This is a genomic window from Pseudomonas sp. NFACC10-1 (assembly GCF_900119195.1).
Classification (GTDB): domain Bacteria; phylum Pseudomonadota; class Gammaproteobacteria; order Pseudomonadales; family Pseudomonadaceae; genus Aquipseudomonas; species Aquipseudomonas cerasi.
On sequence record NZ_FPJB01000004.1, the window covers coordinates 523,060 to 547,641 of the forward strand.

A 24,582-nucleotide genomic window follows, 5' to 3' on the forward strand; every position below is an offset into this window, starting at 1 on the left:
TTGTCAGACAACCGATAGCATATCGCCCTGATCAGGCAATTCTTTAGCACGTCCAGTGAACATTCGCAGGCTTAGTCAAAATAACAGCCGATTGCCAGGCTGCTGCCGTTGATCACAGCGCGATCATCAACTGCCCGAAGCCATCTGCCAGAGACGCGCCACGTCACGCGCACGCTCGTGCAACAGGCGGCGGGTATCACGGCAGGCCTGCTCAAGGCTCATCGGTCCGCTGACCAGAGCAAAGGCGGCGCCGATGCCTTGCGCATACAGCTGCTCGTAGCCTTCGCCCAGGATTCCCGCCAGCACAATCACCGGCACTTGCCGACGCCGGGCGACTCGCGCAACGCCAAGCGGCGTCTTGCCGCGCAGGGTTTGCGCGTCGAAACGGCCTTCGCCGGTGATGACCAGATCGGCACCGATCAACGCGTGTTCCAGCCCGGTCAGGTCGGCCACCACTTCCACGCCGGCACGAAACGAGGCCTTCAGGTAGGCCTTGGCGGCAAAGCCCATGCCTCCGGCCGCGCCGCTGCCAGGACTGTCGCGCAAGTCCTGGCCGAGGACCTGAGCCGTATGGTCGGCAAAACAGCCGAGCGCAGCGTCCAGCGCCATGACCTGCTCAGGCGATGCGCCTTTTTGCGGGCCAAAGATGGAAGAGGCGCCATTCGGCCCGCAGAGTGGATTATCGACGTCGGCGGCGATCTCGACGCACACGTCAGACAAGCGTGGATCGAAGCCGCTCAGATCGATACGTGCCAAATCGGCAAGCGCAAGCCCACCCGGCGCCAGAGTCTGATCGTCGGCATCCAAAAAGCGCGCGCCCAAGGCTGAAAGCATGCCACTGCCGCCGTCATTGGTTGCGCTGCCGCCGATGGCCAGGATCACCCGACGGGCTCCTGCATCCAGCGCCGCCGAGATCAGCTGACCGGTGCCTTCCGTGCTGGTCACACAGGCGTCGCGTTGTGCCAGGGTCAGCAGTTGCAAGCCACTGGCCATGGCCATTTCGATGATTGCGGTCCTGCTCTCCGCCAGCCAGCCCCACTGAGCATTGACCGGGGCGCCAAGCGGACCGCTGACGCTGGCACTCATCAGTTCACCATTGCAGGCAGCCAGCAGCGCCTCGATGGTGCCCTCCCCGCCATCTGCCATCGGGCATTTGATCAGTTCGGCGTGCGGCCAGACCTCGGCCAGACCACTGGCGATCGCGTCGGCAACTGCCTGGGCGCTGAGGCTGTCCTTGAACGAGTCGGGGGCGATGACGATTTTCATTGTTGTTCTCCAGATCCGGTATCTCGCATGCTCTCACTCAAAACCGTGTTCTCCGCCTGCCGTTCGCACAATGATCTGCGGTCGTCATCGGGCGTTTGAACAAAACCCGGCTTCAGGTGTGACGGGTGATCATCTGCGCCCCCAGGTACAGGCGCAGCAGGTCATCGGTTTTGTAAGGATCGCAACCCGTCAGCTCGCCAATCTTCTCCAGCCGGTAGCGCAGGCTGTTGCGATGGATACCCAGCGCTTCGGCGCACGCCTGGCTTTCGCCGCTGTACTCGAACCATTTGCATAAGGTGTCGAGCAGTTGTGCATGCGTGTGCAGACGCTCCATCGGCTCGGCGACGTTCTCGGCCAGCCAGTCATGACGATAACGCCAGAACAGCACCGGCAGCCGATAGGCTTCAAGACGCAGCAGGCGTTGTGCCGGCCTTGCCTGGCTGGCGTAGTCGAGCAGATCCCGCGCTGCCGCGCAGGCCTGGCGCAGGGTGGGCAGATCCGTCGATTGCGCCACAGTGGCCATACGCAGCACTGGCCAGTGGTGTTCATCGAACTGCTTGAGCAGCAGCGCATCGTCACGCTCCTTGCCCGTGGCGCGGCACCAGTACAGCAAGGTGGGCTCACGCAGCACGCACCAGCTGTCGGCGTAGCGCGTGCCGAGCCATTTGGCAACCTGGCTGGCAGCCAGCCCCTGCTCGGCAAACTGGAGCAGTACCACCTGACGCGCCATGTGCGGCTGCAAACCCAGCTGTCGCGCTTCATCCACCAGGCTATCGGGACAATCCGGCAACAGCAGGCGAGCCAGCAGGTCTTCGCTGCGCTGCGCCCGCCATTGAAGGTCAGCCTGCTGGCGGCGCTGTTCCATGAGCATTTCGGCAGTCATCTTGACCAGTTCGCCATACACCCGCACTTCGTCCGGCTCGCCGGTGATGCCGAGCACGCCTACCAGTTGATGATCAAGCATCAGCGGCAGGTTGACACCCGGCTTGACACCCCCTAGCTGTGACGCTGCCAGAGAATCGATTTCCACCACCTGCCGGTTGGCCAGCACTCGCTGCGCACCTTCATGACGGGTACACAATCGCTCGGCATCACCGCTGCCGATGATGATGCCCAGGTAGTCCATGACATTGACGTTGTACGGCAGGATGGCCATGGCCCGGTCGACGATGTCCTGGGCCAGCGCTCGATCAAGGGCGAACATGAACGACTCCAGGCGCGTGGCGAGGCTTGCAATGCTTGGGCATATGGATACATTTTGTTGAAGTTATAGAACGCCCGAGTGTGCCTGAAAGTAGTCACGGGCGCGACGTACATGGCAGAGTGCCCGCGTCGACCTTTTGAACCCTCATATATGTGCGCACAGGCCCCCTTTTGATCAAATTCCGACTCGCCAGCCTGCTGTCGCTGTTGACCCTGCAAGCCTGCACGTCAATGGCGGAAAGCGATGAGCCGAAACAACGCTTTGAAGACTACCGTCAGCAGACCCTCGAGCTGATTCGCAACCAGCGCAACTTTCAGACCGCCGACCACCAGGCCGAGCTGGACTGGAACGCGCCACGCCAGTGGACCCCGAGCGGGACACCCAAGGGCGGCGTGCTGCTGGTGCATGGCCTGGGGGATTCGGCGTGGTCGTTTCATGACGTTGCACAGATGCTTGCCGCTCAGGGTTATCTGGTCCGAACCGTTTTATTGCCGGGGCACGGCACCAAGCCCGAAGACATGCTCGACGTGCGCCTCGAACAGTGGCAGCGCGTGGTGCGCGAACAGGCGCAACTGCTCGCTCGTGAAGTGCCGAAGGTCTATCTGGGAGGCTTTTCGACCGGTGCCAATCTGGTCCTTGATTACGCCTATGGGCATGACGAAATCGCCGGGCTGCTCTTGTTCTCGCCGGCATTTCGCTCCAACAGCGGCTATGCCTGGCTGACCCCGTGGATCGGCTGGGCACGCCCCTGGCTAGCCGCGCCGAACCAAGGCCTGCGCCCAATGCAGACGCCGGTTCGCTACATGAACATGCCCACCAATGGTTTTGCCCAGTTCTATCGCAGCAGCGCGCTGGCCCAGGACCGCCTGCATCAGCGTCGCTATGACAAGCCGGTATTCATCGCCATCGCCGAGCACGACTCAGTACTCGACACTGATTACGTGCTGGATAATTTCAGCCAGCGCTTCAGCAATCCCGCCAGTCGCCTGATCTGGTACGGCGACCTGCCCGCCCGCGCGGCCAATACGCCGCGCGTCGAGGTGCGAAAGGACTACCTGCCGGAATACCGCATCAGCCGCTTTTCACACATGGGCCTGCTTTTTTCAGCGGACAATCCGCTTTACGGCGTATCCGGCAGCCAGCGTATCTGCTGGAACGGCCAGAGCACGCCGGACACCGCCAAGTGCATGGCAGGCGAGCCGGTATGGTATTCGGACTGGGGTTACACCGAACCGGGCAAGATCCATGCGCGCCTGACATTCAACCCGTATTTCGAGTGGCAGACCCAAGTGATGCTCGGCGTGCTGAACGCAACACCGTAGTACGCAACTGCCTCCCTTGTATCGTCGATACCGGGGGCGCCAGGCTTGTATAGGAGCGAACCGGGCGACGCTTCGCTTGTTCGCGAAGGCGGTGTTTTGAACGCCGAATCTTCTGCGACTGTACGGGCCCTTTAGCGAACACGTTCGCTCCTGCATTTTTGCCGTACGCTCGAGCATGGAGGGCTTCTGTGGGAGCGAACTTGTTCGCGAAGGCGGTGTTTTGAGCGCCGAATCTTCTGCGACTGTACGGGCCTTTTCGCGAACACGTTCGCTCCTATATTTTGCCTTTCGCTTGAGCATGGGGGCTTCTGTGGGAGCAAACACGTTCGCGCCTACTCCAGCGGGACCAGCCGCTCACGGCTGTTGCTCAGGTGTGTCCACATCGCCGCACGTGCTGCATCCGGGTCCTTGCGGCGAATGGCGCTGAGCAGTGCTTCGTGTTCGAGGTTGGCCAGATAGCCCTGATGCGCGAGGTTGTTGCCTGCGCGCTCGCTCGATGCGATGCGGCTGCGCGGAATGATCGCGCTGCCCAGGTGTTGCATGATCTCCAGAAAATACGGATTGCCAGTGGCTTCGGCGATCAGCATGTGAAAGCGTTTGTCAGCCTCGACGCAGCTGTCGTCGTTGGCCAGCAGGTCCTGATAGTCGTCCAGCGCCTGACGCATGGCCGCCAGTTGCTCATCGGTGCGGCGTACAGCCGCCAGCGCCACGGCCTGGGTTTCCAGGCCGATACGCAGTTCGATGATATCGCGCACTCTGGATACCGTTTCGACTTTGAGGCGCAGTCCCGTCTGGTCACTGCGCTCGAGCACGAACGTGCCGATGCCGTGATGGGTCACCACCAACCCGGACGCCTGCAATTTGGAAATCGCTTCACGCACCACCGTGCGGCTGACGCCGTGCTCACGGACGATCTGGTTCTCGGACGGCAGCTTCTGACCCGGTGCGATCTTGCCGAGCAGGATGCGCTGGCTCAGTTCGGTGACCAGATCAGTGGCCAGGCTGTGCTGACGGCGTTTGGGCGCAGTACCGGCGGGCTCTTGCATGGTGAGTGAATCCTGACTTGTCTGGTTAAGCTGCCGTATCACGGCCGTGGCAGCGCAAATGCCGGGCTGAGGGCGTTTGAAAGCCGGATTTAATCGCCCTGCACAGTTGTCTTACTTGTATTACAAGTCATTCCCGACTGTCAAAGTTCCTGTGTCCATCCAAACCGCCTACCATCAGCCACTAAGTTCAAGGTCCCGAACAGGCATCAACGGATACGCACGATCTAAAACCCCATTATTTACTGGTCATAAACTTTAAATTAACACCATCATACAGCCCCCGCACACCTGCACATCGGCAGCCGATCAGAGTTTAATAATCTTGCAGATCGTCACCGCAAGGGGATTGCACAACCACCATTTACTTGTATGATGACCGACAATGCGAAGGACACACTTCGCACATACCCGCATAAAAACAACGAGTGGGAGATTCAACTGTGAGCACATCCAATTCCAGGATGGCCGACGGCACAGGTTCGGCTCTGAATTCAGCCGTATCGAAGGTCAAACGTCACGTCCTGCCGCTTTTCGTCATTATGTTCATCGTCAACTACATCGACCGGGTCAACATCGGCTTTGTGCGCTCGCACATGGAGCACGATCTGGGCATCGGCGCAGCAGCCTACGGCCTGGGTGCCGGACTGTTCTTCATCGGCTACGCCCTCTTCGAAGTCCCTTCCAACATCCTGCTGCAGAAAGTCGGTGCGCGTATCTGGCTGACGCGAATCATGCTCACCTGGGGCATCGTCGCCGCCTGCATGGCCTTCATCCAGAACGAAACCCACTTCTACATCCTGCGCTTTCTGCTCGGTGTGGCCGAGGCCGGCTTCTTTCCAGGCGTGATCTACTACTTCACCCGCTGGCTGCCTGGCGTCGAGCGTGGCAAGGCGATTGCCATCTTCCTCAGCGGCTCGGCCATTGCCTCGCTGATCTCGGGCCCGTTGTCCGGCCTGCTGCTGCAAATCACCGGTTTCGGCCTTAAAGGCTGGCAGTGGATGTACTTCATCGAAGGCATGTTCTCGGTCGGTCTGTGCTTCTTCGTCTGGTTCTGGCTGGACTCCAAACCGCACGATGCCAAGTGGCTGACCCGCGAAGAACAGGATGCGCTGGTCAACGCCATCGATGCCGAACAAGCTGCCCGCGAAGCCGCGACGCCGGTCAAGGCCTCCATCGGCAAGCTGCTCAAGGACGGTCAGATCATTCTGTTCTGCCTGATCTACTTCTTCATCCAGCTGACGATTTACGCAGCGACGTTCTGGCTGCCGAGCATCATCCGCAAAATGGGCAGCCTGACTGACTTCGAAGTCGGCATGTTCAACTCCATTCCGTGGCTGCTGTCGATCATCGGCATGTACGTGTTCGCCACGCTGTCCGCCAAATGGAAACGCCAGCAGGCCTGGGTAGCCATTGCCCTGCTGATTGCCGCTGCCGGGATGTTCATGTCGACCACCGGCAGCCCGATCTTCGCTTTCGTTGCCATCTGCTTTGCAGCGCTGGGTTTCAAGTCGGCTTCTTCGCTGTTCTGGCCGATCCCGCAGGCCTATCTGGACGCACGGATCGCCGCAGCGGTCATCGCGCTGATCAATTCGGTGGGCAACCTCGGCGGCTTCGTAGCACCGACCACCTTCGGCCTGCTGGAAGAACACACCGGCTCGATCCAGGGCGGGCTGTATGGCCTGACAGCCACGTCGATCATTGCCGCGATCATTGTTTTCGCCGCGCGCAACACCCCCAAGCCTGGCGCGACACCGGTCGCCGCCATTCAGGCGCCGGCGACCCACTGACACACATGCGCAGCCACTTTTTCATCAGTCATATTTTCAAGGCCTTACGTTTAAAGGACCCGTCATGAATATTCAGCAATCCAATATCACCAGCAAGACCCCCGTCATTACCGAGATGCAGGTCGTGCCCGTGGCGGGCCATGACGACATGCTGCTCAATCTGAGTGGCGCACATGGCCCCTACTTCACTCGCAATGTGGTCATTCTCAAGGACAATGCCGGGCATGTCGGCGTGGGCGAAGTACCTGGCGGCGAGCTGATTCGCCAGACGCTGGAGGACGCGCGATCGCTGGTCGTCGGCAGCAGCATCGGCACCTACCAGAAGATCCTCAACGAGGCACGCAAGGCGTTTGCCGATCGGGACGCCGGTGGCCGCGGCTTGCAGACATTCGACCTGCGCATTGCCATTCATGCGGTCACCGCACTGGAAGCGGCGCTCCTCGACCTGCTCGGCCAGCATCTGGAAGTACCGGTTGCCGCATTGCTGGGCGAAGGTCAGCAACGCGATCAGGTCGAAATGCTCGGTTACCTGTTTTATGTCGGCGACCAGCGCAAAACCGATCTGGCCTACCGCAGCGAACCCGAGGCCGATAATGACTGGTTCCGTATCCGCCATGAAGAAGCACTGACACCGGAGGCCGTAGTACGCCTGGCCGAGGCCGCGCATCAGCGTTACGGCTTTCAGGACTTCAAGCTCAAGGGCGGCGTGCTGAGCGGTGACCGGGAAATCGAAGCGGTGACCGCACTCGCCGAACGCTTCCCCGAGGCGCGCATTACGCTGGACCCAAACGGTGCCTGGTCGCTCAAGGAAGCGATCCGCCTGTGCCGCGATCAGCATCATGTGCTGGCCTACGCCGAAGACCCGTGTGGCGCGGAAAACGGTTATTCCGGGCGTGAAGTGATGGCCGAGTTCCGCCGTGCTACCGGCCTCAAGACAGCTACCAACATGATCGCTACCGACTGGCGGGAAATGGGCCACGCCATTCAGTTGCAGTCAGTGGATATCCCACTGGCCGACCCGCACTTCTGGACCATGCAGGGCTCGGTACGCGTGGCGCAGATGTGCAACGAGTGGGGCCTGACCTGGGGCTCGCACTCCAACAACCATTTCGATATTTCCCTGGCGATGTTCACCCACGTCGCCGCTGCAGCACCGGGCACTATCACCGCAATCGATACGCACTGGATCTGGCAGGACGGCCAGCGTCTGACCAAGGCGCCACTGCAAATCGTCGGTGGCAAGGTCGAGGTCCCGAAGAAACCGGGGCTTGGTGTCGAGCTGGACATGGACCAGTTGGCCAAGGCTCACGAACTCTATAAAGGCATGGGCCTGGGCGCGCGTAACGACGCCGTGGCCATGCAGTTTCTGATCCCGGACTGGAAATTCAATAACAAGCAGCCTTGCCTGGTGCGTTGAATCGGTCTGACACTCGCAGTTGACTCGCCGCCTGTTCACTCTCTGGCTGGCACACGGCGCGCAACCCCCTTGCGCGCCGTTTTTTTTAATCGAATTTGGCTTGCCGAAGCGGCATGCTACTGTCTGGTAATGTCCAGTAACGATTAGACCGCATGCGCCATCTCGCCCGCACCCGCCCTCGCCTCACCCTTGCCGCTCTGGTCGGCCTGACCGCAGGCATCGCCTGGTCCTGGCTCATACCTCACTCGACACTGACCCAGAGCCTGCTGACTGGCTGGGACACGGGGGTATGGCTTTATCTGATCATGATTTTCATCCGCACGCTGCGCAGCGACGCTGACGATGTTCGGCGAGTTGCGATGAGGGAAGACGAAAACGCGGGCGTCATTCTGGTTACAGTCTGCGTCGCGGCGCTGGCCAGCCTGGCCGCAATCATTTTTGAAATCGCCAACAGCAAAGGCCTTTCCAACGACGCCAAGATGCTTCACCACGCCTTCACCGGCCTGACGGTCATCGGCTCCTGGCTGATGATCGGCGTGATCTTCAGCCTGCATTACGCACGCATGTTCTACACCTGGAAAGGCAAAGAACCCGCACTGGCATTTGTGGGCGGTGAAAAGAACCCCGATTACTGGGACTTCCTGTACTTTTCGTTCACCCTCAGCGTCGCGGTGCAAACCTCCGACGTTGGCGTAGCGACGCGCGAAATGCGCAAGGTCGTGCTCGGCCAGTCGTTGATCTGTTTTGTGTTCAACACCGCGATTCTGGGTTTTTCGATCAACATCGCCGCCAGCCTGTTCAACTAGCGTTTGCCTTGAAAAACAATCCCATCAAGAGGCCTTCAGACAATGACCCTATTGAAAATAGCGGTACTCGATGACTGGCAAAACGTCGCCAGCGATGTCGTGGACTGGTCCGTACTCGACTCAGTGGGCACGGTCAGCTTTCTGCATGACTACCCTGCCGATACATCGACCATGGCGCAGCGCCTGCAAGGCTTCGACATCATTTGCGTGATGCGCGAGCGAACCCTGTTCGATGCGACGTTGCTCAGCCGGCTGCCGGCGCTGAAACTGCTGGTCACCGGCGGAATGCGCAATGCGGCGATCGATACCGCTGCGGCGAAGCGTCAGGGCATTGTCGTGTGCGGAACCGAAAGCTATAAGCATGCGGCACCGGAGCTGACCTGGGCGCTGATCATGGGCATCACCCGCAACCTGGTAGCCGAGGCCAACTCGTTGCGTGCCGGCAATTGGCAGGTCGGACTGGGCAGCGACCTGCATGGCAAAACCCTGGGCATTCTCGGCCTGGGCAGTATCGGTAAGTGGATCGCCCGCTACGGACAGGCATTCGGCATGAAGGTCATTGCCTGGAGCCAGAACCTGACGCCAGAGGCGGCTGCCGAGTCAGGCGTCACCCATGTCAGCAAACAGCAACTGTTCGAGCAGGCCGATGTGCTGTCGGTGCACCTGGTGCTCAGCGATCGCAGCCGCGGTCTGGTCGACGCAGAGGCGCTGAGCTGGATGAAGCCCGAGGCTTATCTGATCAACTCGTCACGCGGCCCGATCATCGATCAGGCCGCGCTGATCGACACACTGCAACAGCGCAGAATCGCCGGTGCAGCGCTGGACGTCTTCGACATCGAACCACTGCCGGCCGACCACCCGTTCCGCACGCTGGACAACGTGCTGGCAACTCCGCACATCGGTTATGTCACCGAAAATAACTACCGGACCTTCTACGGGCAGATGATCGAAGACATTCAGGCGTGGCATGCGGGATCGCCGATTCGGGTGTTTGGCTGACGAGTCCTGCAACATCAGGCTGTAACCTATGGATGCCAGGCTGCGTCTGGCGTCGGATTTCAGCCTCTGTAAAGAGTGGTCACGGGGCCCGCCGCAGGCCCCCGCTTGCATATCAGTAACGATTAGCGCTTCGGACAAAAAAGGTCAGCACAGGATTAATCCTCCGGTTTTTGCCAACATTGAAAATTATATCTAGGCGAACCTGCTCTTCCGATGGACAATGCCCGGAATATAATTGCACCCTGAGCCCGAGTATCAATAAACAACAGAAAAATAGAAACAGTCGCTCAATCGCTCCATCAAGTTTCCGACGTATTTATATGAATACTGTCATTCCATCCGTTATCGCTTGCCTTGAGATTTATTCTCCTGTTTCACCAGGCGCAATCACTTTTCGCACCGATCACTGAGACACCCGATGAATATCCGCTCAGCCAGGCTATATGACAGTCTCATGGCCGCTAACGAGAAACCTGTCATGGCCGACAGGACCGTACAGCCGGCGAGCGCTGGCGCGACTGACACAACTTCGGATGCGCAGGCGAAACTCGATACTTACACGCCCTCCGACAGGCACTCCGCTGAAGCAGCGGAAACCTCTCCGGTCTATACCAGAGCACTGTTCAAGCGAAATGCTCAAGCACTGGCGAGCGAAGCATCCCCGTCGGATACGGCGTTACTTACTAGTCAAAAAACGCGTGTCAGTCAGGATGATACCAAGGCCGTGCTCAATGACGTCGCCACTGTCAAAGACAATACGGCCCCTGCCGAGCCAGATAACAAAGTCAAAGACAAAGACAAGATTTCCGCTTCAGAGCCGGTCAAAACTGCCGAGCCCGTCTTGCGCGGGGGAGCCAACGTCAATCCTGATGATATCGCCACACCTGCCGCAGCCACGAAGATGATTCAGGACCTGAAAGCGATTGGAGGCGGAACCTTGCGCTTTCAGATGACGCACGACCAGATTCAGGATAGCAGGCAGTTGGACAAGCTCAGGGCGTTGCTCAATGAAGGGGGCAAACAGGGTGTAAAGGTTCAGTTCACGTTCCGCGACAATGCAAACCAGGGTAGCGGAAACGTGCTGACGGGAGACAAATTGAAGCAGGCCTCGGCCGACATCAGTACCATTGTCAAAAGGTTTGGCAGTCGCACAGGCTTTGTGCTGGATACCTTCCATCAGGGCGGTAAAAGCGCAAGTCAGGAATGGGCTGACATGCAGACCACGTTAATTAAATCGGCGCGCGATGCCGGTTATAAAGGAAGTATTGTTGTCGAGGACAGCAATTGGGGGGGTGGCCTGACCGCAGGTCCGCAAAGCGGCCTGGTCAAGTTTGCGGTTCAATTAAAGGCTGCCAATGGCGACGACAACCCTGCACTGATTGGCAGTTTTCATGTGTATGCCAGGGAAAGCGAAGCCTCTTCGCGACTCGCCAACCAGATCAAGGCAATGAAAGAGGCTGGCTACAAATTCCAGATTGGCGAAGTGGGTAATGCCAACCTGACAGCAGCCAATACCTTCCAGCAAAAGGACGCCGCCACTAATGCCCTGCGGGATAATATGAGCGCTCTCAAAGCAGCCGGAGCGGACATTTTACCCGGCAAGGAACAGTTCCAGGGGGGCAAACTTCGCCACCGTGCCGGCTTTTCAACGGCTGATCAGTACTGATGATGCACGGCTGCGTGTGCACAAGGGCCAGTGCCCATGACACACGCTGCTGAACCTGCCCCTGAAAGGATCAGGCTTGCGCTATCAGAACCCGATATCGGCACATGGCATCACAACGTATAGGCAATCCCCACCTGCACCGTCCGTGGTGCCCCCGGATAGGCATAGACGTTGCCGAACGAGCCTTCCTCATAGTCGGTGTTAAACAGATTCTTCAGGTCCAGATTGAGTTTCACGTGCGGGTTGACCTTGTAATAGGCCAGCAGGTCAAACACCGTATAGCTGTCCATCGAGAAAGAAGTGTTGGCTGTACGTCCGGCGCGCTGGTCGACATAGCGACCGCCGCCGCCCAGGCCCAGGCCACGCAGGGCGCCTTCCTGAAACTCGTAGACGTTGAGCAGGCTGAAGGTTTGCTCGGGAATGTTCATCAGCCGTGTACCGGACCGTAGCGTGTTGTCCTTGGTGACTTCGGCGTCCACGTAGGCGTAACTGCCCATTACCCGCCACTCCGGCGTCAGGTTGCCGACCACGTTAAGGTCCAGGCCGCGACTGCGCACCTCGCCCGCCGCCACACTGAACGTTGAATCGACCGGGTCGGTGGTCAGCACGTTACGCTTTTCGATCTGGTAGACGGCCGTGTCGACACTCAACTGCCCGTCCAGCCCCTCCCACTTGGTTCCGATCTCATAGGATTTGCCCTCCTCCGGCTTGAACCCCCCACCCAGTCGGCTGGCACCGCTGTTGGGCTTGAACGAGCGAGCAGTCGTGGCGTAGACGGCAAGGTCGTCGGTCAGGTCGTAGCTCAGGCCGAGGCGCGGTGTGACCGCGTTATCGCTGGCAGTCCAACTGCTGGTGCCGGGCAGAAAAGAATCATAATCATGTTCGAAACGCTCCAGACGCACACCGCCCAGCAGCTTCAGGCGCTCGGTCAGGGCCACCTGGTCCTGCACGAAGGCAGCCCAGGTCTTGAGGTTTTCCTTGTCGTGGGTTGTCGTTCGGGTCAGTGCCGGACGAGCCTGGCCGTAGACCGGATTGAAGATGTCGATCGGGTAGGCACTGACTGCACCGCTGGAGCGTTGAATGATCGACTTGTAGTCATAATCTTCGTACTCGACACCGGTCAGCAGCGTGTGCTCGAAACCGCCCGCAGAAAAATGCCCGGTCAGGTTCAGTTGCACATCGCGATCGGTCCATTCCAGCTTGCGATAGTTGAAGTTGCGCCCCAGGGTGCGGCCGTCCGCCGCCAGCCCGTTGGCCTCGATGGCATCGCCTTGCAGGGAGCCGTCAAGGATCTGCACACCGCCGCCCAGCGTCCAGTCCGGGTTGAGGTCATGCTCGAAGCGCAGTTGTGCCATGTTGTTGTCGTTATGCAGCTTGCCCACACTCTTCTCGCCGAAGAACGTGTCGCGAGAAGCCGTGCCCGTCTGGTTGGCATAGCGAGTCAGACCACGATCCAGTGGCGCGTTATTGCGCATGAAGTCGCCTTCGAAGGTGATCCGCGTAACGTCGTTGACCTGCCAGCTCAATACCGGCGCCACGCCATAGCGCTCGGTCTCGACGTGGTCACGGAACGTATCGCCGCCCTCGCCCACGACATTCAGGCGGTAGGCAAAACGCCCTTCGTCATCCACGGGTCCCGAGGCATCCAGCGTTCCGCGCTTCATGCCCTGATCATTGAGCTGACCGCCCAGCGTGACGGAGGGCTCGGCCAACGGCTGCTTGGAAACCACATTGAAGGTGCCGCCCGGATCGCCACGGCCATAGAGCGTGGTGGCCGGACCGCGCAGCACCTCAAGGCGCTCGATGGTGTTGGCGTCCGGCATGTTCGGATAACCACGATTGATCGGGAAGCCGTTGCGATAGAACTCGCCGGTGGTGAAGCCGCGCACCGTAAAGGTGGTCAGCCCCTGGCCGCCGAAGTTGTTGGCTCGCCCGACGCCACCCGCGTAGTCGAGAGCATCCTGCAAACGTGTGGAACCGATGTCCTCGACGGCTTCACGGGTCACGACGCTGACCGATTGCGGGGTTTCGTGCAGCGAGGTATCGGTACGCGTTGCACTGGCAGACCGTGTGGCCCGATAACCATCGACCGGTCCTTGTGCCGTTTCGGCATTGGCGGCGCCCTGGATATCGATGTTCTGCAACTCCATGGCAGGCTGGACGCCAGCCACCTGATCGGCCCAGGCCGCTTGAGAGATCGCCTGGATAACGCAAAGTGAAACGAGAGTACGACGCATCGACGTGCAGCCCTTGGCAAGAAACCAGGCCTCTTGGGACCCGGCAGGATTTTTTGCGAATAGTACAGATTCGTATTAACGCCTGATACAAATTCCCAAAAAATACTCTTGCACAGGCCAGACATGACGCTTAGCCAATGTGGCGATAAACAGGCAAACTGCGCTCATTGCTCCTTACCAGAGAACCCACGATGCCCCTTTCCCACAAGCCTGCCGATCCTCGTTGCGCCTTGCTGGTGATCGACATGCAATACGACTTCATGCCCGGCGGGCAACTGGCTGTGGCTGACGGCGATGCGCTGCTGCCGCTGATCAATCGCCTGGGTGCGCGCTTTTCCCAAGTGGTCATCACGCAGGACTGGCACCCTGCCGGGCACATTTCCTTTGCTTCCAGCCATGCGCAGCGCCTGCCGTTCGATAGCATTACCCTGCCCTACGGTCCTCAGACGCTGTGGCCGGATCATTGCGTACAAGGCAGCCACGGTGCTCAGTTGCATGCCGACCTCGATCTGCCTCACGCGCAACTGGTCCTGCGTAAGGGCTGCAATGAGCACATCGACAGTTACTCGGCATTTCTGGAGGCAGACCGCACGACCCGTACAGGGCTGGCCGGGTACCTGACAGAGCGCGGTATCGATACGCTGTTCGTGGTCGGTCTGGCGCTGGACTTCTGTGTCGCCTGGTCGGCGCAGGACGCACGGAGTGCCGGTTTCAATACTTTTGTGGTCGAAGATGCCTGTCGCGCCATCGACATGAACGGCTCGCTGGAGCAGGCCTGGAAGACCATGCTCGGCATGGGTATAGAACGCGTGCAGAGCGCCGATCTGCTGGGCTAGACCGACACATTCTGCCGACTGGCTCAAACATTTCTCGATACGCCCCGCCGCTGGCGAACGACAGCGCGCGGCGCCTGTCTGAACCATCGGCCCGACATTGCCCCGGTCGGGCCATTTCATCACTGGCGCTGAGGACGTTGTATGGATCACGAAGTAGATGGCAAGACCCCCGGCCTTTCCGCCGAGGAAGAGCGCGAGATCGATGAGAATCAGCCGCCCCGCGCGGCAGTGTTGCACGAAACCATTCGCATGCAGGGCGACCACGAACTGGAGCGCAGCGTAGCCGCGCTGTGGTGGTCGGCACTGGCTGCGGGGCTGACCATGGGCCTGTCGCTGATGGCGATGGGTTTGTTGAACTCGCGCCTCGAAGGCATCCCCGGTAGTCATGTGATCAGCAGCCTCGGCTATTCGGCAGGGTTTCTGGCGGTAATCCTGGCGCGCCAGCAACTGTTCACGGAAAACACCATCACGGCTGTACTGCCGGTCATGAGCAAGCTGAACCTGGCCAACATCTGGCGGCTGCTGCGCCTGTGGGGTGTGGTTCTGGCCGGCAATCTGGTCGGCACGCTGACGGTGGCCTACGTCATGCTCAACCTGCCGATTTTCGATACCAGCACCGACAAGGCGTTTCTGGAAATTGGCCACAAGGTCATGGAAAACGACCTGGGCCAGATGTTTTCCAAGGGCATTGTGTCGGGCTGGATGATTGCGACCATGGTCTGGATGATCGCGTCGATGGAAAACGCCAAGATAGCGATCATCGTGCTTATCACTTACCTGATGGCGCTCGGCGACTTTACGCACATCGTGGTGGGTTCGGCTGAAGTATCCTATCTTGTATTCGCGGGTGAGCTGGGCTGGAAGGATTTCTGGTTTGCGTTCGCAGGCCCCACGCTGGCGGGCAACATTATCGGTGGCAGTTTTATTTTCGCGTTGATCAGCCATGCGCAGATCCGCAGTGAAAAAGACACCACCGAGAAAATGGAGCGCGATCGCAAAAACAAGGAAGAAAAACGTCGCCTGGAGAAAGCGCAGAAGCTCAAGGAAGAGGATTCCACGGCAAAGCGAGAAATATGATCCCTATCATTAAACTTTCTTTCAGGAAACGCGGCGGATTTTAAAGGCAGAATGACTCTTTGAACGCACCTATTCAGGCAGGGACCATGACCCGAATTCTGGCAATCGAAGACGATGCCATCACTGCAAAGGAAATCGTGACCGAACTCAGCAGCCACGGGCTGGAAGTGGACTGGGTCGACAATGGCCGTGATGGTCTGGCGCGTGCAGTGAGTGGCGATTATGACCTTATTACCCTGGACCGCATGTTGCCGGAGATGGATGGTCTGACCATCGTCACCCACTTGCGTGCCCAGGGCATTTCCACGCCGATCCTGATGATCAGCGCACTCTCTGACGTTGACGAGCGCGTCCGCGGCCTACGTGCCGGAGGGGACGACTATCTGCCAAAACCCTTTGCGTCGGATGAGATGGCCGCACGCGTCGAGGTGTTGTTGCGACGCAGCAACCCGGTCAGTGCCGCCAAGACGGTCTTGCAGGTTGCCGACCTGGAACTGAACCTGATCACCCGGGAAGCATGTCGCGGCGGCGAACCGCTGACGCTGCTGCCCACCGAATTCAAGCTACTTGAGTTCCTGATGCGCAACAGCGGACAGATCATCACGCGAATGATGATTTTTCAGGAAGTCTGGGGCTACCACTTCGATCCGGGCACCAACCTGATCGACGTACACATCGGCCGTCTGCGCAAGAAGATCGACCAACCCGGTACCGCACAGCTCATTCAGACCGTGCGAGGATCCGGCTATGTCATTGCCGAACCCGTCTGACGGCTGGCGATCATCCACAAGTCGATTACTGGCGCTGTACAGCTCGCTGTTCGTAGCCTGGAGTGTGATTCTGCTTGGCGTCCTGTATTGGGAGGTGACGTCCTATCTGGACACCCTCGCCCGCCAGTCGCTTACCCATCGCCAGCAACTGTTTTCACGCTTCGAAGGCCAGGGCCTGGTGGACGCTCTGGCCACCAGCATGACCTTCGATACCCGCTCGGTGGATGCCTACGGTCTGTTCGACGAGAACTTCCGCCCGGTTGCCGGGCCTATCACCAGCGTCCCGAAAAACCTGCCTATCGACGGCCAGATTCATGTACTGAACGATTGCATCGAATCGGATGATCCAGGCATGCCGCAAGGCAGTTGCGATGCGATCGTCAATCGCACGTCGGACGGCCGCTGGCTGGTGCTGGTTCGCGAGAACGGTTCGCTGTTTGCGGTGAGCACGCTGATCCTGCATGCCTTGCTGTGGGGCATCTCGTTGACCATCATTCCCGGTGTTGCCGGCTGGCATCTGTTGCGCCGTCGACCGTTGCGACGCATCCGTGCGATCCAGGCCAGCGCCGAATCGATCATCGCCGGCGACATGGCCGGCCGTCTGCCGGTCTCCAACAGGCGCGATGAACTGGACATGCTGGCGGTAATCGTCAACGCCATGCTCGACCGGATCGAAAAGCTCATGAACGAGGTCAAGGGCGTCTGCGACAACATCGCCCATGACCTGCGCACACCGCTGACCCGCTTGCGTGCGCAGCTTTACCGTATTCAACAGCAGTCGGCCCACGATTCGACCCACGCCACGCAGATTGCCCAGGTCATCAGCGAAGCTGACACACTGATGGCACGTTTCCGCGGGCTGCTGCGCATTTCCGAGCTGGAAGACCGTCAGCGGCGCTCGGCATTCGTTGAACTGGAACTGCGCCCGCTGCTGCAGGAGCTGCATGATTTTTACCTGCCGCTGGCTGAGGAAGACCAGATCACCCTGATACTCGACCTGCATGAAACGTTACCCACGCTGGTAGGCGACCGCGCCCTGCTGTTCGAAGCACTGACCAACCTGCTGGGCAACGCAATCAAGTTCACCCCCGGCGGCGGAATCGTCAAAGTCAGCGCCTACCCTGCCCCAGGCGGCACCACGCCGTGCATCGAAGTACAGGATTCCGGGCCTGGCATCCCCGTCGCCGAGCGCGCCGCTGTCTTCCAGCGCTTCTATCGCAGCGAAGCCGGCACCGAGCAAAGCGGTTTTGGCCTCGGTCTCTCGGTAGTGGCCGCCATCGTCAATCTGCATGGTTTTACCCTGCAGATAGGCACCAGCGAATACGGCGGCGCAAGCTTGCTGCTGGAATGCCGCACAGTGAATACGCTGGCCTGAGATTCAGGCACTTCCCAAACCCTTGATTGCACGATCGTGCCTGCTTTTTGACGAGATTAAAGCGTCTGGCTCGAGGGTTTCAGCGATTTCGATATTAATCTGGCGCATTATGCCAAGCACAAAAATGTAACTGAATGTTACAAATCCATATCAAGCTTGACCGTTTCAGCACCAGCAAGTTCACCCCAATAAATACGCTTTTCAGGTTCGATATGGCGTTTTTCCCCGATTAAATCCGTCTATTGGTCAAAAGATGATGGCCAAACGCCAAGGTGCAATGTGAACAGCTAGACATTTTTATGACGTCAGTGACTTGTCGCAATGCTGGCACTGCGTTATCTATGTCAGGGCAAGCACAGTTCCTGCGGTAACGTTTTCGCTGCACCCCTAATAATAACTCACCGGATTTCGCCACTTACCAGGCGAGGCTTTGGCATGGCTGCCGAAGCAGAGAACACTGTACTAATTGCTGGATCAAATTTTAGCTGGGAGGCTGTTATGGGCGCACAATCGAAGATTCTAACCATCGGTAAGTACAAGGTGTACGCCGAGACTTACTGGAAAGGCAGCGACGCCAAGACCATTCTGCTGGTCAACGGCGCACTGTCGACTACTGGCTCTTTCGGGCAGACGGTCAAATACTTGCAACCGCACTACAATCTGGTGCTGTTCGACCTGCCATTTTCGGGGCAATCCCGAGCGCACAACCCGGACGACATGATTGTCAGCAAGGAAGATGAAGTAAACATTCTCCTGCAACTGATTGATCTCTATCAGGTAAACCACCTGCTGTCAGTCTCCTGGGGCGGTGTATCGGCCCTGCTGGCCCTCTCCGAATGCCCTCCTTCCGTGGAAAAGGCCATCATCAGTTCGTTCTCGCCGGTGCTCAACGAGGCCATGCTCGACTATATCGACAACGCCCAGATCTACCTCGCCGCACGCGAAAAGCGCAAGATCGGCTCACTGCTCAACGACACCGTGGGCAAGTACCTGCCGCGCCTGTTCAAACTTTATAACTACAAGCACCTGATCAGCCTTGCCGAGCACGAATATCGCCAGATCGACTTTCACATCAGCCAGATTCGCCAACTAAGCGCCAGTAACTACGTCGAGCGTTTTTCCTCGATCAACATTCCGGTGCTGTTCATCAACGGTGAAAAAGATGAATACACCACCGTTGACGATGCGCGGATGTTTTCCAACTACATCGCCAAAAGCAGTTTCAATGTCGTTCCGGACACCGGGCACTTTCTGGACCTGGAAAGCAAGGCGGCGTGGCACCACTCGCAAAGAACCGCACTTACATTTCTGGGCACTGAAGCTACCCAGGAGGTTTGGCCCAGCGTCACCGCGATGGCCTGAAGCTCGCTCGCCTGAGCCCGGGAAGCCCTTGCGCTTTTCCGGCCTGACGCTGTGACTCATGGATGATGTTGGCTTCTTTGATCGGGCAGTGCTATTCGTTGATGACTTTTCCCTTTGCAACGCTCCTGCGTTCGTGCTGCCGTGTTTCCGGAAATATCCGGCCGTTGCACTTTCTGTACACTCAGCGCGGCGTGGTGCTGGGGTTCATCTCGCTACTCTCGCTCAGCGCTTGCTCTGCAGGAAAACCCGCAGAAAAGGCGCTGGTGCGAGTCGTCGCGCAACCGGTTGCCCTACTGAACGTCGCCAGCAGTGTGACGCTGACGGGCGATATCCAGGCCCGCAAGGTGACTGAGCAATCGTTTCGCGTCTCCGGCAAGCTGATCAAGCGATATGCGGATGTCGGGGATCGAGTGCGGGTCGGACAGGTTCTTGCCAGGCTCGACGCGCGCGAGCAAAAGACCGAGCTGGCGTCAGCCAGTGCCGAAGTGGCCGTGCGACAGTCGCGACTGTACCTCGCCGAACAAAACTACCAGCGTCAACAAGTGCTGCTGCCCAAGGGCTATACCAACCTCAGTGAATACCAGAAGGCCCGCTCTGGCCTCGACAGTGCGCGGGCGGATCTCGCCGCACTGCAGGCGCAGCAGGCGAACGCGCGTGAACAGGTCGGGTACACCGAGCTGTTCGCCGCAGCCGATGGCGTCGTGACGGCGCGCTATGCGGAAGAAGGTCAGGTGGTTCAGGCCGCCACTACGATTTTCAGCGTCGCTCACGATGGCGAGCGCGAAGCGGTATTTTCCGCGTACGAGTCCCTGCTGCGCGCCGATCAGACCGGTGCTGCAGTGATTGTCAGCCCCCTCGGCCAGCCAGAGATTCAGCTGACCGGCATCATCAGGGAAATCACCCCCATCGTCTCCGCCGCGAACGGCACGTTGCGGGTGCGCGTTGCACTGCAGGGAGCTGCTGCACCGCTTGCGCTGGGCTCCGTGGTCAGCGCTCGCTTGCAGACGCAGTCGCAAATAGCGTTCGCCCTGCCTTGGTCCGTCTTGAGCCGCACACAAGGACAACCGGCAGTCTGGCGGGTGGACGCTGAGGCCAGGGTCAGGCTGACGCCTGTGAAAGTGCTGCGTTACGAGCAGGGTCAGGTCATCGTTTCAGAGGGGTTGTCCGAAGGTGATCGAATAGTTTCCCGAGGGCTGCAGTTTCTCTACCCGGGGCAACGGGTAGAGGTCGCAGAGCGAGCACCGGCCGAAAACCCCGTCTCGCTGGCCTCGTCGGGAGCTGCGCAATGAGCACCTCGTGCGCAGAACCACGAACGAGATCCCGCTGCTGGCTGATCTGCATTCTGATTGTGGCACTGCCGGGCTGCCGCGAAAAACCGCTTCGCGAGGTTGTCGAACGCCCGGTACTGTTCACCGAAATAGTCGACCAGCGCAGCGCCTCTTATGGCCGCTTTGCTGGCGTCATCCAGCCGCAGTATGAAGTGGCGTTGGGGTTTCGCGTCGCTGGCCGACTGGCAACCCGGCACGCGGAGATCGGCGATCAAGTGCGCAAGGGCGATCTGCTCGCCACACTGGAACCCGGCGACCAGCAACACCGTTTACGCGCCCGCCAGGCGGAACTCGGCAAGGCCCAGTCCGCCTGGCAACAGGCGCGCGACGAGTTGACGCGCTACCAGCAGCTCTATGAGCGCGGTATCGGCTCGCGGGCGCGAATGGATCAGTTGGACAACGACCTGAGCACTCAGGAAGCGTTGTGCAATCAGGCCCGCGTGGCGGTGCAGCAAGCCCGTGATCATGTGTCCTACACCCGCTTGTCAGCCGAGTTCGATGGCCTGATTACTGGATGGCAAGCGGAGGTCGGCCAGGTCATGGCGACCGGTCAGGCAGTCGTCAGCCTAGCGCGCCCCGACAGCCGTGAAGCGGTCGTCGACTTGCCACTCGGTTCGCTGGATGAACGCCACCGCATCAGAGTGGTTTCGCAACTGAACGATCAGCTTTCAGTGGCTGCGAACGTCCGCCAGCTTGCACCGCAAATCAATGCCGAGACCCGCACTCAGCGCGTCCGCCTGGCCTTGCAGAACCCTTCGGACAGCTTTCGCCTGGGCTCGACCGTCACGATAGAGATCAGTGGCGACGCGCCGGCATTTCATGAGCTGCCCGGCAGCGCAGTGCTGCGGCGTAACGGCTCCTCTCAGGTGTGGGTGATCGACCCAACGACATCGACACTGATCCCGCGAGCGGTGCAGGTATTGGCGCGATCGGGCTCGATGGTAAAGGTCAGCGGCGAGCTGCACGAGGGCGAAAAGGTAGTGACTGCCGGCGTCAACGGCATGCAGTCCGGACAAAAGATCCGCCTGCAGCGAGAGGTCAGTTTGTGAAGGAGCGCTTCAATCTGTCGGCCTGGGGGCTCAGGCATCGCACGCTGGTCTGGTACATGATGTTCGTTTCATTGCTGATGGGCAGCTGGTCATTCCTGAATCTGGGGCGCGAGGAAGACCCTTCATTCGCCATCAAGACTATGGTCATACAGGCGCGCTGGCCGGGCGCGACGCTGCCCGATACCCTGCAGCAGGTGACTGATCGGCTGGAAAAGAAGCTCGAAGAAATCGACGCGCTGGATTACGTGAAAAGCTACACGCTGGCTGGCGAATCGACGCTTTTCGTCTTCCTCAAGAGTGAAACCCGAAGCGCCGACATCCCTGCGGCGTGGTATCAGGTGCGCAAGAAGATCAGCGACGTGCGCAGTGAGCTGCCCAGCGGCATTCAAGGCCCTGCGTTCAACGACGAATTTGGCGACGTGTTCGGCAGCATCTACGCGTTCACCGCCGATGGCCTGTCTTTCCGCCAACTGCGTGATTACGTCGAGCAAGTGCGCGCCGACATCCGCAGCGTACCCAACCTGGGCAAGATCGAGTTGCTCGGCGCCCAGCGCGAAGTCATTTATCTGAATTTTTCGATCCGCAAGCTCGCGGCGCTGGGCATCGATCAACGCCAGGTGCTGCAAAGCCTGCAAGCGCAAAACTCGGTTACGCCTGCTGGCGTGATGGAGGCCGGTCCTGAACGCATTGCCGTGCGGGCCAGCGGGCAGTTCAGCAATGAACAGGACCTCGAGGCCGTCAATCTGCGCTTCGGCGACCGGTTCTTTCGCCTCAGCGATCTGGCGACTATCGAGCGCCGTTATGCCGATCCGCCCTCCTCACTGTTCCGCTTCAATGGCCAGCCAGCCATTGGCCTTGCGGTGGCCATGAAGCAAGGTGGCAACATCCAGGCATTCGGCACCCAGTTGCAGCAGCGCATCGACGATCTGACCACTGAATTGCCGCTGGGCATCGGCGTACACCTGGTCTCCAGCCAGGCCGATGTGGTCGAAAAAGCCATCGGCGGCTTCACCCATGCACTCTTTGAAGCGATCCTGATTGTGCTGGTCGTCAGCTTCATCAGCCTCGGCATTCGTGCCGGTCTGGTAGTGGCCTGTTCGATCCCGCTGGTGCTGGCGCTGGTCTTCGTGTTCATGGAGTACAGCGGCATCACCATGCAACGTATCTCGCTGGGCGCATTGATCATCGCTCTGGGGCTGTTGGTGGATGACGCGATGATCACCGTCGAGATGATGGTCACCCGCCTTGAAAGCGGCGATTCATTACCGCAGGCCGCTACCTTCGCTTACACCTCGACCGCGTTCCCGATGCTGACCGGCACATTGGTCACGGTCGCCGGTTTCGTGCCCATCGGCCTTAACTCCAGTTCGGCAGGCGAATACGTGTTCACCATGTTTGCCGTCATTGCCGTGGCGTTGCTGCTGTCCTGGCTGGTGGCGGTACTGTTCGCGCCCCTGATTGGCGTGCACATCCTCAAAGCCTCGGCGCAACATGCCGCGCCAGGGCGCTGGATGCGTGGTTTCAGCCGCCTGCTGGTCAAGGCACTCGAGCACCGCGGGTGGGTGATCGGCATCACGTTGCTGATGTTCATCGGGTCGCTGTTTGCAGGCAGGTTGCTGCAGAACCAGTTCTTCCCGGACTCCGACCGACCGGAAATCCTCGTGGATATCTACATGCCGCAAAACGGCTCCATCGAAGGTACCCGCCAGACCATGGACCGCTTTGAAGCAGCGCTCAAAGGGGATGCCGATGTGCTGCGCTGGAGCTCTTACGTGGGCAAGGGCGCGGTGCGTTTTTACCTGCCGCTGGATCAACAATTGAGCAATCCGTTCTACGGGCAACTGGTGATCGTCAGTCAGGGTGGCGAAGCGCGTGACCGGCTGATCGAGCGCTTGCGTCAGCGCTTTCGTGACGATTACGTCGGTGTGGGTGGCTACGTTCAGCCACTGAACATGGGGCCACCGGTGGGCTGGCCGGTGCAATACCGGGTCAGCGGACCGGACATCGAACAGGTGCGCAGCCAGGCCATGGCGCTGGCGGCGATTCTCGATGCCAACCCGCATATCGGTCAGGTCATCTATGACTGGAACGAGCCGGGCAAGGTGCTGAAGATCGACATCGCGCAGGACAAGGTACGCCAGTTCGGCCTGTCCTCGGAGGACGTGGCGCAAATCCTCAACAGTCTGGTCAGTGGCACCACCATCACTCAGGTGCGTGACAGCACCTATCTGATCGACCTGGTCGGACGTGCAGACAGCGACGAACGCAGCTCGGTGCAGACCCTCGCCAACCTGCAGATCCCGATACCTGGCGGTGCGAGCGTGCCGCTGCTGGCGTTCGCCACGCTCAGTTACGAGCAGGAACAGCCGCTGGTCTGGCGCCGTGACAGGCTGCCGACCATCACCCTGAAGGCCAACGTGCTCGGCAAGCTGCAGCCGGCAGCGCTGGTCAGGCAATTGAAGCCCGACGTCGATGCCTTCAGCGCCGGCCTGCCGTTGCGTTACTCGGTCGCCACCGGCGGCGCAGTCGAGGCCAGCGCGCGCTCACAGGGTCCGATCCTGAAGGTCGTACCGTTGATGCTGCTGTTGGTGGTCAGCTTTTTGATGATCCAGTTGCACAGCGTGAAAAAACTGCTGCTGGTGGTTAGCGTAGTGCCGCTGGGCCTGATCGGCGTGGTCGCAGCCTTGTTGATTTCCGGCTATCCGCTGGGGTTCGTGGCAATTCTGGGCGTGCTGGCGCTGATCGGCATCATCATCCGCAACTCGGTGATTCTGGTCACGCAGATCGATGAATTCATCGCCGCAGGGGAAAGCGCCTGGACATCGGTGGTCAAGGCCACCGAACATCGCTGCCGACCGATTATGCTGACCGCAGCGGCCGCGAGCCTGGGCATGATCCCGATTGCCCGCGAAGTGTTCTGGGGGCCGATGGCCATCGCCATGATCGGCGGCATCGCCATCGCCACCCTGCTGACCCTGTTTTTCCTCCCGGCGCTGTATATGGTCAGCTATCGGATCAGGCCACATGTCGTTTAG

The 24,582-nt window shown here is 59.5% G+C and carries 18 protein-coding genes; 14 read left to right on the forward strand and 4 right to left on the reverse strand.

All coding sequences use genetic code 11. The features are described 5' to 3' along the window. Window positions 1-126: 126 nt before the first annotated feature. Window positions 127-1,266 carry a glycerate kinase gene (locus BT119_RS14590; protein WP_072366175.1) on the reverse strand — a complete coding sequence of 380 codons (1,140 nt, stop codon included), beginning with the start codon at window positions 1,264-1,266 and terminating at the stop codon, window positions 127-129. A 112-nt stretch (window positions 1,267-1,378) separates the two neighbouring features. Next, the gene (locus BT119_RS14595) at window positions 1,379-2,470 is read right to left on the reverse strand and encodes a sugar diacid recognition domain-containing protein (RefSeq protein WP_003371915.1); all 1,092 of its coding nucleotides are present in this window, start codon (window positions 2,468-2,470) and stop codon (window positions 1,379-1,381) included. A 230-nt stretch (window positions 2,471-2,700) separates the two neighbouring features. On the opposite strand from BT119_RS14595, the gene BT119_RS14600 reads away from it, so the two are divergent. Next, complete coding sequence (locus tag BT119_RS14600; protein WP_054081111.1) at window positions 2,701-3,792, forward strand: alpha/beta hydrolase; 1,092 nt, start codon at window positions 2,701-2,703, stop codon at window positions 3,790-3,792. A 332-nt stretch (window positions 3,793-4,124) separates the two neighbouring features. Here BT119_RS14600 and BT119_RS14605 read toward each other — a convergent pair whose 3' ends face one another. Next, complete coding sequence (locus BT119_RS14605) at window positions 4,125-4,838, reverse strand: FadR/GntR family transcriptional regulator (protein ID WP_003350184.1); 714 nt, start codon at window positions 4,836-4,838, stop codon at window positions 4,125-4,127. 461 nt (window positions 4,839-5,299) lie between these two features. Between BT119_RS14605 and BT119_RS14610 the strand changes: the two genes are divergently transcribed. The 5 genes from BT119_RS14610 (at window position 5,300) to BT119_RS14630 (ending at window position 11,513) form a co-directional block, all read left to right on the forward strand. Then, entirely contained in the window at window positions 5,300-6,625 is a 1,326-nt protein-coding gene (locus BT119_RS14610; protein ID WP_072366179.1) for an MFS transporter, read from the forward strand. Window positions 6,626-6,689: 64 nt separating this feature from the next. Next, on the forward strand, window positions 6,690-8,042 hold the full coding sequence (gudD, locus tag BT119_RS14615) for a glucarate dehydratase (protein ID WP_003435928.1): 1,353 nt from the start codon (window positions 6,690-6,692) through the stop codon (window positions 8,040-8,042). A 152-nt stretch (window positions 8,043-8,194) separates the two neighbouring features. Next, on the forward strand, window positions 8,195-8,848 hold the full coding sequence (locus BT119_RS14620) for a DUF1345 domain-containing protein (RefSeq protein ID WP_003396441.1): 654 nt from the start codon (window positions 8,195-8,197) through the stop codon (window positions 8,846-8,848). A 42-nt stretch (window positions 8,849-8,890) separates the two neighbouring features. Beyond that, on the forward strand, window positions 8,891-9,847 hold the full coding sequence (locus BT119_RS14625; RefSeq protein WP_003435930.1) for a D-2-hydroxyacid dehydrogenase family protein: 957 nt from the start codon (window positions 8,891-8,893) through the stop codon (window positions 9,845-9,847). 418 nt (window positions 9,848-10,265) lie between these two features. Next, window positions 10,266-11,513, forward strand: coding sequence for a cellulase family glycosylhydrolase (locus tag BT119_RS14630; RefSeq protein WP_032609867.1), 1,248 nt, complete (start codon window positions 10,266-10,268; stop codon window positions 11,511-11,513). Between the two features lie 110 nt (window positions 11,514-11,623). Here the strand turns inward: BT119_RS14630 and BT119_RS14635 are convergent, their stop codons facing one another. After that, on the reverse strand, window positions 11,624-13,750 hold the full coding sequence (locus BT119_RS14635; protein ID WP_003435933.1) for a TonB-dependent siderophore receptor: 2,127 nt from the start codon (window positions 13,748-13,750) through the stop codon (window positions 11,624-11,626). A 191-nt stretch (window positions 13,751-13,941) separates the two neighbouring features. Here BT119_RS14635 and pncA point away from each other — a divergent pair, with 191 nt between their 5' ends. The 8 genes from pncA (at window position 13,942) to BT119_RS14675 (ending at window position 24,582) form a co-directional block, all read left to right on the forward strand. Beyond that, window positions 13,942-14,586: a bifunctional nicotinamidase/pyrazinamidase gene (gene pncA, locus BT119_RS14640; RefSeq protein WP_072366181.1), complete on the forward strand. Its 645-nt coding sequence runs from the start codon at window positions 13,942-13,944 to the stop codon at window positions 14,584-14,586. Window positions 14,587-14,727: 141 nt separating this feature from the next. Then, window positions 14,728-15,663: a formate/nitrite transporter family protein gene (locus tag BT119_RS14645; RefSeq protein ID WP_003371893.1), complete on the forward strand. Its 936-nt coding sequence runs from the start codon at window positions 14,728-14,730 to the stop codon at window positions 15,661-15,663. Window positions 15,664-15,749: 86 nt separating this feature from the next. Then, window positions 15,750-16,433 carry a response regulator transcription factor gene (locus BT119_RS14650; RefSeq protein WP_003371891.1) on the forward strand — a complete coding sequence of 228 codons (684 nt, stop codon included), beginning with the start codon at window positions 15,750-15,752 and terminating at the stop codon, window positions 16,431-16,433. Then, window positions 16,411-17,808: a sensor histidine kinase gene (locus BT119_RS14655; protein WP_042931051.1), complete on the forward strand. Its 1,398-nt coding sequence runs from the start codon at window positions 16,411-16,413 to the stop codon at window positions 17,806-17,808. Before BT119_RS14650 ends, BT119_RS14655 begins: the two co-directional genes overlap by 23 nt. A 435-nt stretch (window positions 17,809-18,243) precedes the next feature. Then, complete coding sequence (locus BT119_RS14660) at window positions 18,244-19,170, forward strand: alpha/beta fold hydrolase (RefSeq protein WP_052810440.1); 927 nt, start codon at window positions 18,244-18,246, stop codon at window positions 19,168-19,170. A 65-nt stretch (window positions 19,171-19,235) separates the two neighbouring features. Continuing rightward, on the forward strand, window positions 19,236-20,459 hold the full coding sequence (locus BT119_RS14665; RefSeq protein ID WP_032609870.1) for an efflux RND transporter periplasmic adaptor subunit: 1,224 nt from the start codon (window positions 19,236-19,238) through the stop codon (window positions 20,457-20,459). Next, the gene (locus BT119_RS14670; protein ID WP_072366183.1) at window positions 20,456-21,547 is read left to right on the forward strand and encodes an efflux RND transporter periplasmic adaptor subunit; all 1,092 of its coding nucleotides are present in this window, start codon (window positions 20,456-20,458) and stop codon (window positions 21,545-21,547) included. Before BT119_RS14665 ends, BT119_RS14670 begins: the two co-directional genes overlap by 4 nt. After that, window positions 21,544-24,582 (forward strand): efflux RND transporter permease subunit, encoded by a 3,039-nt coding sequence (locus BT119_RS14675; RefSeq protein ID WP_072366185.1) that lies wholly within the window; start codon window positions 21,544-21,546, stop codon window positions 24,580-24,582. The genes BT119_RS14670 and BT119_RS14675 overlap by 4 nt, the downstream gene beginning before the upstream one ends.